Annotated in this window: 14 protein-coding genes and 1 pseudogene; 5 read left to right on the top strand and 10 right to left on the bottom strand. The window is 39.1% G+C overall.

The window, feature by feature from the left end:
• Positions 1 to 15: 15 nt before the first annotated feature.
• Complete coding sequence (locus tag ANSO36C_RS15150) at positions 16 to 1,044, bottom strand: SGNH/GDSL hydrolase family protein (protein ID WP_251960192.1); 1,029 nt, start codon at positions 1,042 to 1,044, stop codon at positions 16 to 18.
• A gap of 413 nt (positions 1,045 to 1,457) precedes the next feature.
• Positions 1,458 to 2,849: an S-layer homology domain-containing protein gene (locus tag ANSO36C_RS15145; RefSeq protein WP_251960191.1), complete on the bottom strand. Its 1,392-nt coding sequence runs from the start codon at positions 2,847 to 2,849 to the stop codon at positions 1,458 to 1,460.
• Between ANSO36C_RS15145 and ANSO36C_RS15140 the strand changes: the two genes are divergently transcribed.
• Entirely contained in the window at positions 2,761 to 3,063 is a 303-nt protein-coding gene (locus tag ANSO36C_RS15140) for a hypothetical protein (protein WP_251960505.1), read from the top strand. The two genes, ANSO36C_RS15145 and ANSO36C_RS15140, sit on opposite strands and share 89 nt — an antisense overlap.
• Before the next feature lie 173 nt (positions 3,064 to 3,236).
• On the opposite strand, the gene ANSO36C_RS15135 is transcribed toward ANSO36C_RS15140, so the two are convergent.
• Complete coding sequence (locus ANSO36C_RS15135) at positions 3,237 to 3,440, bottom strand: hypothetical protein (protein ID WP_251960190.1); 204 nt, start codon at positions 3,438 to 3,440, stop codon at positions 3,237 to 3,239.
• Positions 3,441 to 3,464: 24 nt separating this feature from the next.
• Positions 3,465 to 3,638 (bottom strand): hypothetical protein, encoded by a 174-nt coding sequence (locus ANSO36C_RS15130; protein ID WP_251960189.1) that lies wholly within the window; start codon positions 3,636 to 3,638, stop codon positions 3,465 to 3,467.
• Positions 3,639 to 4,236: 598 nt separating this feature from the next.
• Between ANSO36C_RS15130 and ANSO36C_RS15125 the strand changes: the two genes are divergently transcribed.
• Entirely contained in the window at positions 4,237 to 5,442 is a 1,206-nt protein-coding gene (locus ANSO36C_RS15125; protein WP_251960188.1) for a histidine kinase, read from the top strand.
• A gap of 28 nt (positions 5,443 to 5,470) precedes the next feature.
• Here ANSO36C_RS15125 and ANSO36C_RS15120 read toward each other — a convergent pair whose 3' ends face one another.
• Together ANSO36C_RS15120 and ANSO36C_RS15115 are read right to left on the bottom strand one after the other, a co-directional pair.
• Positions 5,471 to 6,514 carry a response regulator gene (locus tag ANSO36C_RS15120; RefSeq protein WP_251960187.1) on the bottom strand — a complete coding sequence of 348 codons (1,044 nt, stop codon included), beginning with the start codon at positions 6,512 to 6,514 and terminating at the stop codon, positions 5,471 to 5,473.
• Positions 6,502 to 6,702: a hypothetical protein gene (locus ANSO36C_RS15115; protein ID WP_251960186.1), complete on the bottom strand. Its 201-nt coding sequence runs from the start codon at positions 6,700 to 6,702 to the stop codon at positions 6,502 to 6,504. The genes ANSO36C_RS15120 and ANSO36C_RS15115 overlap by 13 nt, the downstream gene beginning before the upstream one ends.
• Before the next feature lie 600 nt (positions 6,703 to 7,302).
• Between ANSO36C_RS15115 and ANSO36C_RS15110 the strand changes: the two genes are divergently transcribed.
• On the top strand, positions 7,303 to 7,563 hold the full coding sequence (locus ANSO36C_RS15110; protein WP_251960185.1) for a chlororespiratory reduction protein 7: 261 nt from the start codon (positions 7,303 to 7,305) through the stop codon (positions 7,561 to 7,563).
• A gap of 173 nt (positions 7,564 to 7,736) precedes the next feature.
• Here the strand turns inward: ANSO36C_RS15110 and ANSO36C_RS15105 are convergent, their stop codons facing one another.
• Entirely contained in the window at positions 7,737 to 8,306 is a 570-nt protein-coding gene (locus ANSO36C_RS15105; RefSeq protein WP_251960184.1) for a DUF2854 domain-containing protein, read from the bottom strand.
• 504 nt (positions 8,307 to 8,810) lie between these two features.
• Here ANSO36C_RS15105 and ANSO36C_RS15100 point away from each other — a divergent pair.
• Positions 8,811 to 8,984, top strand: coding sequence for a hypothetical protein (locus ANSO36C_RS15100; RefSeq protein ID WP_251960183.1), 174 nt, complete (start codon positions 8,811 to 8,813; stop codon positions 8,982 to 8,984).
• Between the two features lie 129 nt (positions 8,985 to 9,113).
• Here the strand turns inward: ANSO36C_RS15100 and ANSO36C_RS15095 are convergent, their stop codons facing one another.
• Entirely contained in the window at positions 9,114 to 9,530 is a 417-nt protein-coding gene (locus ANSO36C_RS15095; RefSeq protein WP_251960182.1) for a response regulator, read from the bottom strand.
• A gap of 452 nt (positions 9,531 to 9,982) precedes the next feature.
• Positions 9,983 to 12,164 (bottom strand): annotated as a pseudogene (ppk1, locus tag ANSO36C_RS15090) (polyphosphate kinase 1).
• A 2,115-nt stretch (positions 12,165 to 14,279) separates the two neighbouring features.
• On the opposite strand from ppk1, the gene ANSO36C_RS15085 reads away from it, so the two are divergent.
• Positions 14,280 to 14,711, top strand: coding sequence for a hypothetical protein (locus ANSO36C_RS15085; protein WP_251960181.1), 432 nt, complete (start codon positions 14,280 to 14,282; stop codon positions 14,709 to 14,711).
• A gap of 70 nt (positions 14,712 to 14,781) precedes the next feature.
• Here the strand turns inward: ANSO36C_RS15085 and ANSO36C_RS15080 are convergent, their stop codons facing one another.
• Positions 14,782 to 17,631, bottom strand: coding sequence for a hypothetical protein (locus ANSO36C_RS15080; protein ID WP_251960339.1), 2,850 nt, complete (start codon positions 17,629 to 17,631; stop codon positions 14,782 to 14,784).
• Between the last annotated feature and the right edge of the window lie 393 nt (positions 17,632 to 18,024).

The raw sequence follows: 18,024 nt of genomic DNA, 5'->3' as shown, positions 1-18,024 counted from the left end.
TGTTATATGAGATAATTATGCGTCAACAATCCGGGCTGCTGATACAAGTGCTGACTTTTTTTGTTGACGCTTCAGTACTCCTACCGCACCAAAAGCACCAAGCGCTAAAATCCCCAAATTGATTGAGGGTTCTGGCACGGACTTAGCATCTATTGCTGCTAATGCAGCATCTGCTATTGCCTTATGAACACCTGTAGTTGGGTGAAAATCGTCCCAAAAAAGGAACTTGTTATCACCTGGTTTACATATATCTAGTCTAGATAGACAAGACTCCTTTGCATTTGTAATACCTAATTCACTTGCCTGATTAAATAAAGAATAAATATCAATAGGGATGATGTTGAGATCCGGGTTTTTACTCAAAGCGCTGACAGTTGTTGCTAAACCCAAGTTAAAATCACTAGTCGATTGGCTAAGAGTTGTCGGGTTGCGGCCGATTGTAGCTGCTGGTACTTTCCCTAAATCTGGCAAGTTAAACACCAAAATATTTTTCGCCCCGATTTCTACCAGAGTATTCAACGCCAGAGATATATTATTGATTGGCGTAGCTGAGTCTTTAGGGTTGATAAAAAAGAAATCATTCGCGCCTCCCCACAATGTATACAGTGCATCTGGATCAGCAGTTTGATTATTTGTTTTCAGAGTTTCAGCAAAACCAAGAACTTGTTTGAGTACTCCTGGTAGACGTGGATCGGGAACGAGAGCATTACCCAAACCAGAACTAGCACCACCGAAAGCAAAGTTTATTCCTTGGGTAGGAACTGGTGTCGGAGGAATAGTAGTGAAATCTATATCAGTTAATAAAGTGGGCTTTAATCCTAGCTGACTTGCGAGATAATCAACCCACAGAGGCCCATCGGAAAAACGTCCTTCAAAGTAAGATGATCTGGGAGGAAATGTTTCTTCAGTTGCATTAAATACATTGCCTTGATCAGAAAGACTGTCGCCAAATATATAAAGCTGATCAAAACTCGCAGCCGAGGCTTTGGTCGGCAACATGAAAGAAAATAGAACAAATCCGACTGCTACAGCTTGTTTTTTCATATTTGTTTTACCCGTGGTATTTTTTTGTAGTGTGTTTAAAGGTAATGAAAGAGCGATAGTCTGAGCAACTTTTTTTTGAGTTATTTCAAGACTAAATACCTTTATTGAGTTATTTTGCGTCAATGTACTTAACTATGGCTCAAAAATTTATCAAACACGGGTAAAGAACGCTGAAAATACTTAGATTTACATTTTCTTCATAAAAAATAGATATATTACAAAGAAATAGCAAAAATTATCTTCTAAAGGGTGGAAATCGTCTATTTTTATGCTCTCATAGACTAACCGCCAGAAAAGAGGGTAAAACCATCCTAGATATTGCTTTAACTAATTCTGGAAGTTTAAGTCAAGAGCAACTTACAAAACGTTTGTCCAGCGCTTAGTCGAGTTGTGGCAAGTTTTGTGGGGTTATCTTAATTTCGCTTTAATTGCAAAGCCTCAGCAGCTGATACACCGTCACCCTGACTGCCAAAATACCACAAAGCTGTAGCAGCCTCAGCACGAGTTACTGGTTTTTTAGGTTGAAACAGAGTCGTATAACCAAACACCCGGCGAATATTTGATTGTTCGCCATTCTGGTAATCAGCCAACACTGCTCTTAAAGCCTTGGGGTCAATTCGCGCTGCATCTTGGAAACCCCAAGTTTGTTTGACCGCATCTAAGTTAGCAGAGGGTAAAGCTTGGCGAGTATCTAAGGGTAATTTCCACAACAGTAACTGTTCCCGTGTTAGGGGTGCATCAGGACGAAACAAAACTACTGTAGAATCTCCAGACAAAGGACTAGGAATTAATCCAGCTTCAGCTAATCCCTGAATTGCTGGAAAATCAGGGTCTTTTGCGGACACATCACTAAAAGCTGATTGAGTAGTTTCTGATGCCAAGCGAATTTGTTTAGCTGGATTGTTGGCATACATGGCATTATTGGCAGCAATTAGCCAACGGGCATATTCTCGATGTGTAACGATTTTACCGGGTTCAAACTGGTTCGCTGTGGTGGTATTGCTCTTAATTGCGTTTGGTTCTAAAGACAAAACACCTAATGCAGCCAAATCTTGGATGTGTTGCCGCCATTCTTGCGGAGCCTTATTTAGATCGTTAAATACCTGAGATTCAGGTGTCGCTGTAGGGGTTGTTTGGTTATTAGCCGTGCTTGGTGGCTGTGCTGCCAAGTTTGCAGGTGGTACTGGGCCAATGAACTGTAAATCTCCTGGTTGAGGAACGGCGTTAGTCGTTTCGTTAGGATTTGTGGTTGGGATAGATTGTGCCGTTGCAATACTATTCGGTACGTAATCAATCAGTAATTCAGTGGCAGTCTGAGGTTGATTAGCTGTGGCGTTAGTAACTGGTTTAGGCTGAATGAAAATCTTCAAAAGCAAATCGTTACGACGTGCCTCAAAAGCACCTCCGGCATCATCTGTTGGCTGTTGCAAAATCTGCCAGTTATTTGCTTGAAACTGGCTGCGATAAAAGCTAGCAATAAAGTTACTAGGATCAGAACTCAACCAACGAGTTGAGATTCTGTTTTCTGAACCGCTAGCAGGTGTAACTTCCTGTAGTTTGGCATTGGAATATAGGGGGATATCTTTGGGAAAATCAGGTGGTAACTGAACTGTTGATTCGTTTTGCTGTGCTTGCGGTTGGTTACTCTGAGATTCTCCAAAGACAACTGCATTGCTTTGCAGTTTCGGATCTGCCGCCAATGATTGCTCAAGATTTTTGGCAGATGGACTGTTAGCACAGGCTGTTAAGGAAGTGAGTAGAACAGCCCAAATTAGAAATACAGATGGACGTTTGCAGGGAAGCACAGGAAATCACAAATTGAGTTTCAATTCCTACCCTAGCGCAGACTGTTCATTAAATGGGATTGGGGATTGGGTATTAGGCAAGAAAAAGCAAGCAAGTTGGGGAGAATCGAATCTCACCTCTGCTTCTTTGTATCACCGAAAGACATTACCGACTCACGGTGTCTTCTTCGTAAATGTCTCTGTTGGTGAGTATGATATTTTAAAAAATGAGTAAACGGTAGCAGAAGCTACCGTATTGTCTTTGTTTTACAGCCATTAGGTTTTGATAATTCCCATGCTTATTTATAGAATTCCCTAAAATTCTGGCAAACTAACATTTTTGGAAAAAAATATAAATAAATCTGAAGCCCCTGCTGTATAATAGTTTCAGAATTTATTGGCTCTAAGTTAGTACTCCATCACAAGGATTACCATCTGCGATCGCCAAGCGACTGAAGTGATAAACTTAAGATTAAAGCCCTCCTTAGCCTCATCCAATGAGGGGAATAAATCAAGTTCGCTAACACTGGCTGAAAATCGATTTTGGAAATTATTCATCTGACGATGGTAAGCTGAGTAAGGCAATAGCTGGAAAATGCCAGTGTTAAGCATTTCCAGGAACTTAGCGTAAATTCGTTATTCTTGGCGACTGTTGTCATAGGTAAAGCAGTCAAGTGTTACAGCAGTTTCCCTCGTATCTGTAATTTGATTTTCTAGGGAAAGTGTTGCTTGTGCAGCCTCGAAAGCAGTAAGTGCTTCCCCTAAAAGTGCGTAGTTTACCGCCGTAGGCATCGCCTCTATGTTATCCAAAGCTTTCTTTCGGGCAACCCATCCCTGTTCATCTGGTATAGGGCAACGGTTCTTTTAGGAAGGCTGGGCACAGGGTATGCTTTGTAAGTTATAAAGGGGCAGTATAAAGTCAGATATGGCCGTTTTCCCAGTCCTACCAATCATTGGGTAGGGACAAAAAAGACACTTCATCCAATGCACTGGCGGTTGAAAAAACTCTCTACAAATTTGGTCTGAACAGTTAACAGCTTCCTGATAGATTAGATACAATTAGCATCTACGTTTGCTTAGGCAATCGCCTATTCAAAACGAGTACTCGAATTGAAATGGTGCTGCACTAGGCGATTTGACATAGTATTTAGACCTTTTACCTGCTAGCTCTGGCAAAAATTTTTGATTCAGGGCAAATTAAGACTTATATTCAAGAGCAAAGGTGTTTTTTGAAGATTAAGTTCACCAAAAGGGGGAAAAGGCTGAAAAAGATATGTCTGATGTCAAAAGCGCAGTTCGCATAAGAGTATGGAAATCTAAAATAGATATTAAATCGAAGAAAAAACAACGACCATCAACAACCGTCAGTCAATTTTACTTTCTGTAAAGCGTCACCGGGTTGTTACCAGTGCTGAAACACGATTACATGCAAGTTTCCCAGGATCAGCCTATTTATTCTGAGGCTCCACTCCAGCTGTTACTGTTTGTCGATGGACGGCCTAAGTCCCGCCAACAGGTACAGCGAATACGTGCTTACTTAAAAGAATTAGAGGCTGAGTATAGTTTTGAACTCCAAACTATCGATGTAGGACAACAACCTTACTTAGCAGAACACTTTAAATTGATCGCAACGCCAGCTTTAATCAAAATCCATCCCGAACCACGACAGGTTTTAGCTGGGAGTAATATCATAGCGCAATTGAAAAACTGGTGGCCTCGTTGGCAAGCGGCTGTAGATGCCTACTTAAAATTACAGGAAGATTTACAAGAACGGATAGACGATAGTGCTAGAGCAATATCACCCAAATCAACTATCCGTTCAGTTGCGGTTTCTGCTGAACTCATCCGACTCTCAGACGAAATTTTTCGCTTGAAGCAGGAAAAAGATAACCTCCAAGAACAGCTACAGTTTAAAGACCGGGTGATTGGAATGCTGGCGCACGATCTTCGCAATCCGCTAACTGCCGCAGCGATCGCCATTGAAACTCTCCAATCTAACTACAATTTAGAGACAGGCCAATTTCAGCGCCTCAAAGCGTCCATGACGGCGCATCTATTAAAACAAGCCCGTAATCAAACTAAAATCATTGAGCGGATGATTGCCGACCTCTTGCAAGTGGGTCGTGGCAAAGATACAGAGTTTCGTATAATACCACAGAAGGTAAAAATAGGCAAACTTTGCTTAGATGTAGTAGAAGAATTATGCGATCGCTACACTGCCAAATCCCAAAATGTAGAAACAGATATTCCTAATGATTTACCTTATGTATATGCTGACCCAGAACGCATCCGTCAAGTGGTAGTAAATCTGTTAGATAATGCTATCAAATACACCCCAGAAGGTGGCAAAATTAGCGTTGCCGGATTGCATCGCACTACCCAAAAAGTTCAGTTTACTATTGGCGATACTGGGCCTGGTATTCCTCTAGAGAATCGCGATCGCATTTTTGAAAACCACTTCCGGCTGCAACGGGATGAAGGTAAAGAAGGTTACGGCATTGGTCTTTGTTTATGCCAACGTATTATCCTGGCACACTATGGCCAAATTTGGGTGGACTCTGCCCCCAATAACGGAGCATGGTTCCACTTCACACTACCAGTTTATCCTTCTTAAGTAATGGACATGGGGCATTAGAGCTTGGTCATTCCCAACTGACTAAAGTACTTGAGATAAAGCGATCGCGCCCTCCAGCTTTTGCTTGATAAAGTGCTTTATCTGCCATGACAATCAAATCTGAAGGTGAGGATTCCCAACTGGGGACAACAGTCGCCACACCCATACTAAGGGTAACGTGCTGACTCACCAGAGATCCGTCATGAACAATTTGCAAATCTTTGACTCCTGCTTGTATCGTGGCGGCAACATGAAGTGCGCCAGATGCAGGGGTATATGGCATAATCACAGCAAATTCTTCACCACCATAACGCGCTACTAAATCCTGATGTTTTTGTGCCTTAAGGCTTAAGACAGCACCCACCTTTTGCAAACAGACATCCCCCGCTGGATGCCCATATTTATCGTTATAAAATTTAAAAAAGTCGATATCACACAAAATCATTGATAGGGGAGATCCCTCTTGTACGAGATTAATCCACTGAGTATTAAGATAATCGTCAAAGCGCCGACGATTAGCCAACTCAGTTAAGCCATCTACATTGGCAAGGTGATGCAAAGCTTGGTTTGCCGCCTCTAACTGTTTGTATACTTGCGCTTGCTGTAGCAGTCGGCGCAATCGCTGGCGCAATACAGGCCAGTGAATTGGCTTAGTAACATAATCAGTTGCCCCAGCGTCGAAAGCACGGTTTACAGATTCCTCATCGTCCAAGCAGGTGATCATCAAGATGGGGGTGCGCTCCCATATCTTGGATATAACCGTATTTTTCAAAGCAGAATCAGTGTCAAATGTTGCAAGTGCTGATATCAAATTATTCCTGGCAATTTGCAGCAAGTGCTTACAGCAAGTAAAGCCATCCATCACAGGCATTACAGCGTCTAGCAAGACTACATCCGGTTTGATAGTCTCGTAAGCATCTAAACATTGTTTACCATCATTGACCTCGACCACTCGATAACCTTCTTGTTCCATCGCTTTACGCAACAACACTCGGATGGTCTTGTCATCATCAGCCACTAGAATCAGTGGTGGTTGCTTAGTAGAAAGAGGAAATGAGCTTATGCCTGACATGAGTTGCCTTCCACTTGCAGAACTATCCTGAAAAAGGCTGTGCAACTTGATCGCATGGAGACGATCGCTCTCTTCATCAATGCCAGGATTTGCGGCAAAGGTTTATCTGGCTTCACAATCAACCGTTTTTTGACAATGGACTGCTTAATGTTGTTGACCCAAGCAAGCGGTAGATAACTAAGTTGCATAGACAATCTATAATTGGAACATGAAGGCAATTGTTACCTTTTTGTTCGGCTATGGTTGTGAGAGGAAATGTTACTTTTATATTTCCCCATTCTTATAGTCAAATTTAAATTTTTTTGAGAATTGCAAATACACACCTTAATTATTTATTTTTGTAGTTAGTTCATAAACCTAGTGAGACAGGGCAGAGCCATTGCCAAAGTGCCCTGAGAAAATAGCTAATACTAAATTTTAATATCACCTGACTTAAATTTATTTAGCTTATTTAGCAAGGGTTGCGGAGGTTTAGTATAATTACATAAGAGTAAGATTAAGCTTGATTCTCCAATGAGTATAGGTTAATAAAATAAGTAAAAGTTTTGATTTAATTAGATTCAGTGCATTTAGTACAGCTTCGTGGCAATCCAGGTATCATCTCAATTCACTAAACAAGGGGCTTAAGCTCCTTTTGAATCTGTCCAAACTTCCATCACACTCTACTAAATAAAAATAAGTTGTATTTCTGGAAAGACAGCAATTTAGTAGCTAAAATTAGATGAATACAGCCAGAAAGAAGTTCTTACAAAAAATCAAACCCTGTTTACATTCACTAAATATTTAATATGCCAGACTCATTAATGTATCAGCAGGATAACTTCGTTGTTCTAGAAACAAATCAACCAGAACAATTTCTGACACCATCAGAGTTATTAGAAAAGCTCAAAAAAACTCTCCAACAACTCATAATTGCAGATTTGCCACCGGACTTGCAAAAATTTGATACTGTAGAAGCTCAAGCACAATATTTACTCGACACTAGCTGCGAATTAGATATTGGTACTGGGCAATATTTACAGTGGTATGCAGTTCGTTTAGAAAAATAACTTTTTGGTTAGTGGTTAAGAAAATGCCAAAAAATAAATCTTCAATAGATAGTTAGTCGGCTAGAATGCCACTTACTTAAATAAAACTTACTGCCCAAAACCCCAACTTCTTCAAGAAGTCGGGGTTCTTAATCGTGCATAAAGGCATGAAGTTTGGATAACAAAAATTATTGTTATTGACTACTGACTAGAGACTCTTTTGGAGTATTGATCAGCGCTAGCTCAATTGTATCTTCAGATGGCTGCGTTATTTGAATCTCCAATCCAGGGCCAAAATAATTGGTCATTTTCTCCTGCTTTTTTTGCCATGCATCAATTGGTATTAATGGTGAATCAAATTCTAAAATTAGAGCATAGTTTCCATTAACTTCTGTTTCTCGCAACCCTGTGACTATTGGTCGTTCTTGATCTGTGGGACTCAAACCTAGAAAAGAAAGTGTTGTATCTAGATGAGCATCTTGACCGTAGCAATATCGGGTGATGTCTTTGCGAATTTTATTTTGAGTATCAGTTGCTTGCTGCTCTCGCAGTATCAATGCTGACGGTGACGTAGCTTGGGTAAATGGAACTGGCTTCAGTTCATTAGCTTTTAGCGCCAGCCCTCCCAATAATAGAGGAATCCCGTAAAAAAATCCGACAAGATTGAGTGTGGCATTATTACCAGCATAGGCGACGAAGCCAATGATGGTTAATATACCGCCTATAGTTAAACCGATTGTTCCTAAAGAGATTTGGCGTAGCATGAGCTTAAATTAGTATAAAGTCTGAATACCTCAGTTTTATTATCATCGGCTATGAGTAACAAATTAGGGAAGAACATCTTTCCCATCTGGATAGTATTCAACTAATTCAAAATTTCCTGGTCAAGACTGACACAAAGATAAATTATAAACTACTGACTTCCTTAAGTTGAGAACTTGAGAACTTTTTCCTTAAAAGGGGGTTGGGGAGATCACAAGCTTATGGAATAATGTTAGAGGAATGGTGATATACACCATAGTCCCACAAGCTCTTAGGGGAGACAGTAAGGGCGTATATAGCAATCCTAAATCATTTGTAAACCTATTTGATTTCTCTTTGCGGTCTTCTCTAACGAGACGCTGCGCGTTCAGGTAGTGTCTCGTTAGAGAAAATGGCTTGACGGTTCCATAATTTTCACAACTCAAATAGGATTGCTATAGTGCCCCAGAATGTCTGATTTTGAGTTAACTTTAAACTTAAAGGTAGTTAAAGATAGGAAAAAAATAATGGATCTACAGACCATAAAAGAACGAATTACCGCAGTTCAAAGTAAACGTGAGTACCTCTTAGGCCTACTGGAACAACCAAACCTAGGAACTCTGAGAATTGATGTCAATCAAGCTTTAGAAGAACTGGATGAGTTAATTGATGAATTTAGACGCACGATTCCGGTAGAGTAAAAATTACCAAAAATTGCGTCGGTTAACCATTAACTTCAGGTTATACCGACGCTTTTCAAGTACTATCATGCCTTTAAATCCCCATAACTTAACCAAGCCTGAGTTGGCAAAGCAACATAGCTGTATTATTTATCCTGCAATTGAACTATCTCCTGCACGCTGACCTAGCTGCCTAACTAAGGCAATCAGTTCGCTTGTAGGTACATCTTTTTTGCAAACGTCATCAAAGCTATACACTGTCTTTGTCCCCTGAAAGTTTATGTCTTCCACTGAGGAGTAAGCAAGAATCTGGGTGTTGGGAGATATAGCTTTAATCTGACTAGACGCACTCCAGCCGTCCATAACTGGCATCTGTAAATCTAAAATAATTACGTCAGGATGGCAACGTTTAACCATTTCTATAGCTTCTTCACCATTACTGGCTAAACCTACTACTTGAATATTCTCCTGGCAAGAAAAAACCAATTGTAAGGTTAAACGAGTCAGTTCGTGGTCATCAACTACTAGAACACGCAAGGTAGAAAGCTCACAGGATAACATTAACATTGACGGGAAGAACGAAATTATTTAGATAACCCCTATAGTTTATGAGAACAAGAGCCAGCAATAACTCTATCCTATGGTTGAATAACTTGTGTTGATCCATAACAAATAACCAAAGGATGTTTGTAAAGTATCAAGTTCCATCAAGATCGCTTCCTAACCTGGCTTAAAAAGAAAGAAACCAGAATCTAATTACCCAATTTCTCAGCAAATTTAGGAGAATCTATAAGTCTTTGATACATCACAAACAACTTTTCAAACGTCCTTACTTAGCTTGACTTTATCCCAAATTCATAACTTGGTTTTCTTTATCCTGCAAAAACCCTGTTTTTGGCAAAGACTTTTTCCACTTTAATCCTGGGTACTGAGTACTGGTAAAGAGTCTTTTTCCCAATTTGCTTGGGTTTAAATCTCCAGTCCCCAATGCCCAGTTCAAGGTATGAGTAACTTATTTTTTAATCAATCAAGTTTGAGGCTACACCAGTTGAGCGTAATGCCATGTTCATAAGAATTTTTTGTGAATTAGCTTCTGGAGAATCATCATAAGGGCGCCTTTGAATGTAAGTACCATCGGCTTGTAATTCCCAAGCTTGGCGATTATCTGCGAGCATAATTCCCATAATTTCTTGCAAATCTTTAGCAATATCAGGGTCTTTCACTGGGGTAATTACTTCGACTCGGCGGTCTAGGTTGCGGCGCATCCAGTCGGCACTGCCGATATAGATTTCTTCTTGTGTATTGTTATGAAAATAATAAATCCGAGAGTGTTCTAAAAAGCGACCAACAATGCTGATTATGCGAATGTTTTCACTAATGTCTTTGAGTCCGGGACGCAAACAACAAACGCCTCTGATAATTAAGTCGATTTGCACTCCAGCGCAAGAAGCTTCATATAAAGTGGTGATAATTTGCGGATCGACTAGGGAATTCATTTTGGCAACAATGCGTCCAGAAAATCCATTTTGAACATTTTCGATTTCGCGGTGAATTAGTGCCAAAAAGCGATCGCGCATATTCACAGGTGCAACCAGCAACTCTCTATAAGACTTTTGCAGCGAGTAGCCTGTCAAGAAATTAAATAAATCTGTGATGTCAGCACCCAATTCTTCACGGCAACTGAACAATCCCAAATCTGTATACAGCCGTGCCGTTTTCTGGTTATAATTACCAGTGCCAATATGCACGTAGCGACGTATCTGGTCTTTTTCCCGCCGTACTACCATGACGGTTTTACTATGGGTTTTTAGCCCGACTAAACCATAGACGACATGAACCCCGACTCTTTCTAGTCGTCTTGCCCAGTAAATATTATTCTCCTCATCAAATCGCGCCTTTAATTCCACCAGCACCGATACCTGCTTGCCATTTTCGGCGGCGGCAATTAAGGCGTTGACGATGGGTGAGTCACCAGAAGTCCGGTAAAGGGTCATCTTGATGGCTAACACATTCGGATCGTAGGCGGCATGGGTAATAAAGCGCACTACTGTAGCCGAAAAGGATTGATAAGGATGGTGTACTAATAAATCCTTTTCCCGAATCACAGCAAAAAAGTCTTTTCCTTCCTCGGTTTCCAGGACATCTGGATCTAGACTCGGCTCCCTCAGCCTTTGCAGGCGTATTGGGACAACTGATTGGCGTGGTGGATCTTTGAGTTCTGGCAATGGCAAGGACATAAAATTCATTAAATCCCGCAGTCCCAAAAGACCATCTACTTCGTAGAGATCGCTTTCTGTTAATTCCAAATCATGCAATAATCGCGATCGCACTATTTCAGGAGTCTGGGATTGAATTTCTAGCCGGACTGGACTTCCACCCAACCGCCGTTTTCGCAATTCCTGTTCGATCGCTAACAATAAATCATCTGCTTCATCTTCTTCTAAGACCAAATCGGCATCACGGGTAATGCGGAACGGATGATATTCTTGAATGTTCATCCCTGGAAATAGAGATTCCAAGTTATGAGCCGATCGCTTGTTCTAAAGGTACTCCAGTCCAGTGGGCAGGTTTTTCGCTATTTTGATCTCCCAACTCAGGCGGTATCGGTAAAAATCGTGGCAGAACGCTGGGGACTTTAACTCTGGCAAAAAATTCTTCTTCGGTGTCTGGATTTTTGACGACAACAGCCAGATTCAGACTGAGATTAGAAATAAAAGGAAAGGGATGACTAGGATCAACAGCCAGGGGAGTCAAAACTGGAAAAACTTGTTCCTCAAAATAACTGTCGAGATGAGTTCGCTGTTTTTGATTCAAATCTATGTAATTCAGGATATGGATGCCATGATTTGCTAGTAGCGGACGAAGTACTTCTTCAAAATGTTGATGCTCTTTCTTGACGTGGGGAGTAAGGTTAGACCTAATATCGTCTAACTGTTGTTGTGGTGTCCGACCATCAGGAGTTAACAGGCTAACTTTTGCCTCTACTTGTTGCTTTAAAGCAGCAACCCGCACCATAAAAAACTCATCTAAATTAGAGTTAAATATTCCCAAAAACTTGAGGCGTTCAAGAAGAGGCGTGCGATCGTCACAGGCTTCATTTAACACCCTGGCATTGAATTCTAACCAGCTTAACTCTCGGTTAAGAAAATATTGTGGATCGCTGAGATTGATGGGGGTAGAGCTTTTCTTAGATTTTGCCATAATGACCTAAGGACAGGCAGATGTGGCCCATTAAACTGGGGGACAATAAATATAGTAAGTTAAATGGGGCTTGAGCATAACGCTGAGGCTATTTTTGATTGTGCTGATTCTCTACCTGGCCACTGGTAAGAGACAGACATAATCTTTAAATCAAAAATCTATTTCTATTAGATAACTTCAGTTTTAAACTCAAAAAGCTTGTGTCGGCACGAAAGCCAACATTAGCAAATAATTTTGGGGTTTTGCATAGGCGTAGCCTAGGCTGTTGACTTTGATAAAATTTGGGCGTTTTTGACTCATACTATTTTTGTGTCAGGGCAAAATCTCTCTTGTGTCATTGCGAGCTTTGCGAAGCAATCGCAAAATCTCTGGGATTGCTTCGCAAAGCTCGCAATGACTACACATATTTTGCATGATTTGTTAACTTCTAAAAAGGCATAGAGTCAACACCCTAGGCGTAGCCCGTCATAGACCTCGCCTTGAGTTTCTTCCAGATAATCACCCTATCCATCCAACCTATAACTAAATCTTATAGCCGTTTTCTATTTTGTGGAATATGGTGTGGGCATTATAGTTGCCATTTATCGCATCCATACAATAACTGCAAACAGCGTGGGGATTGAAATTATTGCCAACAGCATATTATCCATAAAGATGCACTTAAGATTTAGCAAAGATATGACATAGGCACTTCTGACAACTTGTGACGAATTATTAAGCATTGTTTACAGAGGATTATGGCATTGAAAACAGTCTAAAGCTTTACCTCTAGTCCTTTCTAAATTTTGTTTTCCAAAATACGAATTTTGGTAAGTATTGCGACAACTTTAATACAGGCATTCAGTAGATAAAAACCTTGCTGTAACTCTATTTTTATTTTGTTTTTCAAGCCTTTGCTCAGATCCACGCTAACAGTTACATCTATTAGTTTTTTTAATTTATGACTGATGGAGTTTATATAAATTTCAGTGCTATTACTGATAATTTTATGGAATCTAATGGTTATATTGAAAACGTAAAGAGAAACATACGAGGAGTTTGTTAATCATGAAAATTTCTGCGATCGTTAAAGCGCAGCATTTGCTTGTTAGGTTTGGTTGGCGTTGCTAGTATCTTGGCGTGCACCAGCAAGTGCAGGGCAAGCATCAGCCCGTGGTGCTGCAACTTTTGTTAGAGCTTCAGGTGCTTCTAAGCAGTGTCAGTGCGGAATTAACTTTGCCTAATAACGCTTACCTACGACACGGATGGATCTGCTGAGGCTTTAATTGTTGGTGTTGATTATGGGGATGGCACATCACTAATAGACAATGAAACCATAACTGGTCTATCTCTTACCACAGGTGCAGTTGCTGGTGTTGATGATGATGGCTTTGTTGCAGGTAGTGGCAATGCATTTGTTCAGGCAGCAGCAGCAGCTTTAGACACAGCTGTTACTAATGGAGACATTGGCGGACAAGCAGCCATCATTCGTGCTGGTGCTGGCACTAATGGCTTAGGTGGTTTAGAGTAAATTAAATTTTTGTTTCGTAAATACTTACAAAGTTTTTAGCAACTGACAGAACAGTTGAATAAATCAATACATAATAGGGAAAAGAAATAGCAACGCTATATCTCTTCCCTATATTTATATTTGTATATATGACTCCGATTTTATTTCTGAAAACATACTGAGATTGAAAAGCCTAATTCCCTACTCCCTACTCCCCACTCCCCGCCTACGCAGATAATCTCAAAATCAAATACGATTCCTATATATGATATTGCGCTTCTTTGTGGCTCAGATTCCCGATTTTTTAAAAAAGTCGGGAATCTTGTTATATAGGTCTTTAGGGCGCATAGTTCGTCCCTTCCTCATAATCGCTTTACATAGCTTTAGTGATATCAATATAAACTCTGAAACTCCCAGAAAATAATGAATAGAGCGCTTGCGTAACAATACGAATTCTCAAAATGTTCATTGTTAACAAAATGCTCATATCAGGGATTCTATATTTTTATCTTAAGAAAGTAATAAAAAATATTCCGCCTTTACTTTTGCTAGTCGAGGTTGATTTTGCATCCCTAAGCAAAATCTAGAAACAACCTAAAGCGAACAACACTAGGAGCTTATAAAACATGAATAGCTTATCCAATAACTTATTTATAATTATTCGGGGAAGTTTTTGTTTATTAGGTTTAATAAATGGAGGAAATTTTTTAGCGCCATCGGCAATTGCACAACAAGCTACTGCTCGTGGTGCTGTTACTTTAATTAGACCTTCTGGTACTTTTCTCAGCGTCAGTGGCGAGGTGACTTTACCTTCTGGCTCTTACTATGGCGGAAGTTTAACAATTTCTCCTACCTATGGAGGTATAGCAGGTGGAAATGATGAGACCATAACTAGTCTGACTATAAGCCCAGGAGTAACTAAAACTACTATCCTCTCTAACCCAAACCCATTTATTAATACAGTAGCGAATTTATTAAATAATAGTACTTCTGTTGAAGATTTAACAACTATAATCCGAGCGGGCGCTGGTAATAATGGCTTAGGTGCTTTAGATTAGACATAATTGGCAAATTAAAAATCTTATATCTCTGACTTGTTTGAGAAGCCAGGGATATTTAACAACGCTATTAAAATCGATAACCACCTTGAAGCTTTAGGTCAAATCCATTCTCACCTGTACCAATTTTAGTTTCTATAAACACACTATTTTCTGGGAAATTATGCCTCATAATGACTCCATAATTATAGCCGGGAACTCGGCTGTTCAAACCCAAATTATTAATACTATAGTTTTTTAGATAAATACCAGCAGAAATATTTTTACTGACTCTCTGTAAACCCTGAAATTCAAAGAAAAACTCTTTGCCAATTTCTAAATTTGTCTTGAAATTTAAACCATGACTGGTACTAAATTCCCCATTGAAAAGACCTAAAAATTCACCATTGCTATTATTCTCAATAAAAGCGATGCCAGGAGCTAAAGAAAAACCAAAATTCCTTTCTTGATGCTGATATAAATAACTTAAATAGCTAGAAAAAGGATTATTTTTATTAGAAGCACTATTCCAATCAACCCTCAAGTATGGTACGTGAGTATTGATAGCTACAGGTTTTTTAGCTGCATTTAACCGTATATCAGTTTTAATATAGTTGAAAAGTATGTTAGTATAAAAACCTAATGTTGGTTCTTCCTCCCCTAAATTATTATTAGAAACGCCTGGTGCTGAATTAGCATCTATATTAAACCATGTTCCTAAATTAGCACTATAGTTAAAATTTCCAGAAGAACCTGCTGCTAGCAATTCAACTGTTGGTAAAGATAGAGAACCGCTAAAGTTATTAAAACTAATACCTATTTTATCAACTCTAGTGAGTTCCATATAATCGAACGCTAAATCTGCTGCTCTTACCTGGAGCGGTACTAGTGTCGAATCTGCTGAATTAAATTTTCGTATAAATCTTTGCCCTTGGGGGTTTGTCAAAATGACTTCGACAGCAGAGGCTTCGTTAATAGGATCAATAGAAGTATCATTTAAAGGAACTGGAATACCAATGTAGGTTAAAGGGCCAAATTTTTCGTTAGAGAGCCTGAGATCAGAAAAAAATGTATCACCTTCATCTAAAACAGAAATGTTTCTTTCAAGAAACTGAACTGCTCGTTTGTGGTTTCCGGTTCTTATTTGCAAGATGCTAGATTTATTCGGAGTGACTTGACTAGGAAATGTGTAAGTCCCAGATACCTGCTCTAACCCACTAGATGCATTGGCAAAAGAGAAAGTGCGATTCAACCTGTTATTGATTTGTCTTCTTTGTTCAGGTGTAGCAGGTGTATTTAAAGGAACAAAATCTTCCCCATTTTTTAATTTTTGTTTAGCTTCTTCTAGCCCTTGTTGAATATTATCAATTTTTATGGCTTCAAAGACTCCACCTAATAGCAAACCTAATGTAGAATTTATTGATTGAATAGCATCAATACTAGTATCGCTAAAATTAGCTGTTAGGGATAATCCTGGAGCAGAAAAAATATTAGAGTAAGTAACTTTAATGGCAACTGGATCATATTGAATTAAGCTGCGATTATGAGGATGGCTAACATACAGTCTATGCCAATCAGAAGTTTCTTGAGTTTGAGATAGTGTCTTAAATATAGGCTCTCTTTTTCCTAAAGATAGCCACTGTAAAGAGTTAAGATAATGAAAATCTTTATCGGATTGAGAGAGAAAAGGATTGATTGCTACATTTAACAAATCAAAGTTATCAAATTCTCCAAGTTGAGCAACTTTAATACCTGGAAAGGAAGAAACAGGTGCAGTAAAACCAAAACCTTCTCCTGTCAAGATATCTCCCCAAAAAATGCCAGCAGCTTCTAGGGCACTATTAGGAATGATTTCGCCTTCTTGGAGTTTGACGTTTCTATCATCTAGTAAAGGTTGTAGGTTCGTCGTTGGAAAGCCTTGTAGAATTTTAGGAGCATTGGTAGCATCTAAAGCTTGAAATAAAGCTTGTCCACCATCAACACTCAAAGTAGAGGCACTACCAATAGCTGGAATAGGATTTTTTAGAACTGTGACATTAGGATCGTTTGGGTCAATTCCACTATTAATAATAACTCTGCCAGCAGGTATCCCTTCAGGATTTACCACTTGTCCAGCTATTGAGATTACAGAAAAGTTAGTAGTATCAACTTCTCCAGCTAACTCCCGAAAATCTGTCGGTATAGCGAACAGAGTTTGCAATCCCCAAAATGCCTGTTCTGAAGTAACATTCCGGGTAATATAAGTATTAGTTTGTCTTCCTTGAGAAAGGATACCGGCTTGATAGCCTTTAGTTTCAACTACTATTCTATTTTGATCAAGAACCCAGTAAAACTGGTCAGCCTTGGGAAATTTGGCATAAGTAAACTTATCAATAATCTGATTTTCTCCAGAAAATTTGACGCTTATATCCGTATCTATATAGTTTTCATTTTTATTTGGCTTAAATAATTCTATAGGAAAAGTCAGGTTATCTGTTGGATTAACAATCCAAGGATACTTATCGGCACTAGTAGTCAGAGCGTCAATAATTATTTTTTTTTGAATTGCTTGTTGTTGTGTTTTTGTTCGACGTAATTTTTGTATTAGTATTTGTTGCTGGAGTGTGTATGGTTTTGATGGATTTGAATTTGATGGTTGAATTGTATTTGGTTGAGGCTTTTCTTCCTCTTCTTCAGGTGGCTTAGGAGGTTTGGCTTTATATTCTTCGATTGGGATAACGTCAGCTATGATGAATCTGCGTAACTTTTTTAGCTTCTCTAAGTTAAAGCTAGCATTTTTTAAAGCTTGCTTTAATAGTACTGTGTTTCGGGATTTATCTATTTTATTGTGCTTTTCAATAGCGATTAAATCAACCTTGTTTTGACTTTTAATATTTAAAGCGATCGCAGATAATTCAATAAATATAATTTTGTATAAAATTGTTGAAGACAACAAACACATTCCCAGAACTATTGCGTTTTCTTGGGATTTTTTTAGGAAATTAATGAGGTTTTTTTGACTTGATATCTTCAAGGGTTTCACAATAAGAGTTTTGGCAGTTAAAGCTAAACAAATTTAGCATTGGCTAAGATGAAACTAAATCGTTCTTTAATACTTAAAATTCGGATTTATTGTTAATTTCCTTGATTCGATGGATTCAACAGTGTTTGAGTGAATATAGATAGTCGAAAAAAGTTTGATTTCTTATCCTGGCTGTAAAGAATAAAATAGGATTAAGCAGATTTACTGCAACAAGAGTGTAATTCTTGAGCAAAAATTAAACCTCAGCAAAATCACCACAACTCAAAAATAGAGCTATTGTTTAGCCGTATAAATACGTAATATAAGAATATT

The organism is Nostoc cf. commune SO-36, from assembly GCF_023734775.1.
GTDB classification, from domain to species: domain Bacteria; phylum Cyanobacteriota; class Cyanobacteriia; order Cyanobacteriales; family Nostocaceae; genus Nostoc; species Nostoc commune_A.
This window is presented reverse-complemented; position numbering and strand designations above follow the sequence as displayed.

Excerpts from the sequence above, each read along its gene's own strand:
- ANSO36C_RS15150 (WP_251960192.1), bottom strand. The coding sequence starts at position 1,044 with ATGAAAAAACAAGCTGTAGCAGTCGGATTTGTTCTATTTTCTTTCATG.
- ANSO36C_RS15135 (WP_251960190.1), bottom strand. The coding sequence starts at position 3,440 with ATGCTTAACACTGGCATTTTCCAGCTATTGCCTTACTCAGCTTACCAT.
- ANSO36C_RS15120 (WP_251960187.1), bottom strand. The coding sequence starts at position 6,514 with ATGTCAGGCATAAGCTCATTTCCTCTTTCTACTAAGCAACCACCACTG.
- ANSO36C_RS15115 (WP_251960186.1), bottom strand. The coding sequence starts at position 6,702 with ATGCAACTTAGTTATCTACCGCTTGCTTGGGTCAACAACATTAAGCAG.
- ANSO36C_RS15110 (WP_251960185.1), top strand. The coding sequence starts at position 7,303 with ATGCCAGACTCATTAATGTATCAGCAGGATAACTTCGTTGTTCTAGAA.
- ANSO36C_RS15105 (WP_251960184.1), bottom strand. The coding sequence starts at position 8,306 with ATGCTACGCCAAATCTCTTTAGGAACAATCGGTTTAACTATAGGCGGT.
- ANSO36C_RS15100 (WP_251960183.1), top strand. The coding sequence starts at position 8,811 with ATGGATCTACAGACCATAAAAGAACGAATTACCGCAGTTCAAAGTAAA.
- ANSO36C_RS15095 (WP_251960182.1), bottom strand. The coding sequence starts at position 9,530 with ATGTTAATGTTATCCTGTGAGCTTTCTACCTTGCGTGTTCTAGTAGTT.
- ANSO36C_RS15085 (WP_251960181.1), top strand. The coding sequence starts at position 14,280 with ATGAATAGCTTATCCAATAACTTATTTATAATTATTCGGGGAAGTTTT.
- ANSO36C_RS15080 (WP_251960339.1), bottom strand. The coding sequence starts at position 17,631 with ATGTGTTTGTTGTCTTCAACAATTTTATACAAAATTATATTTATTGAA.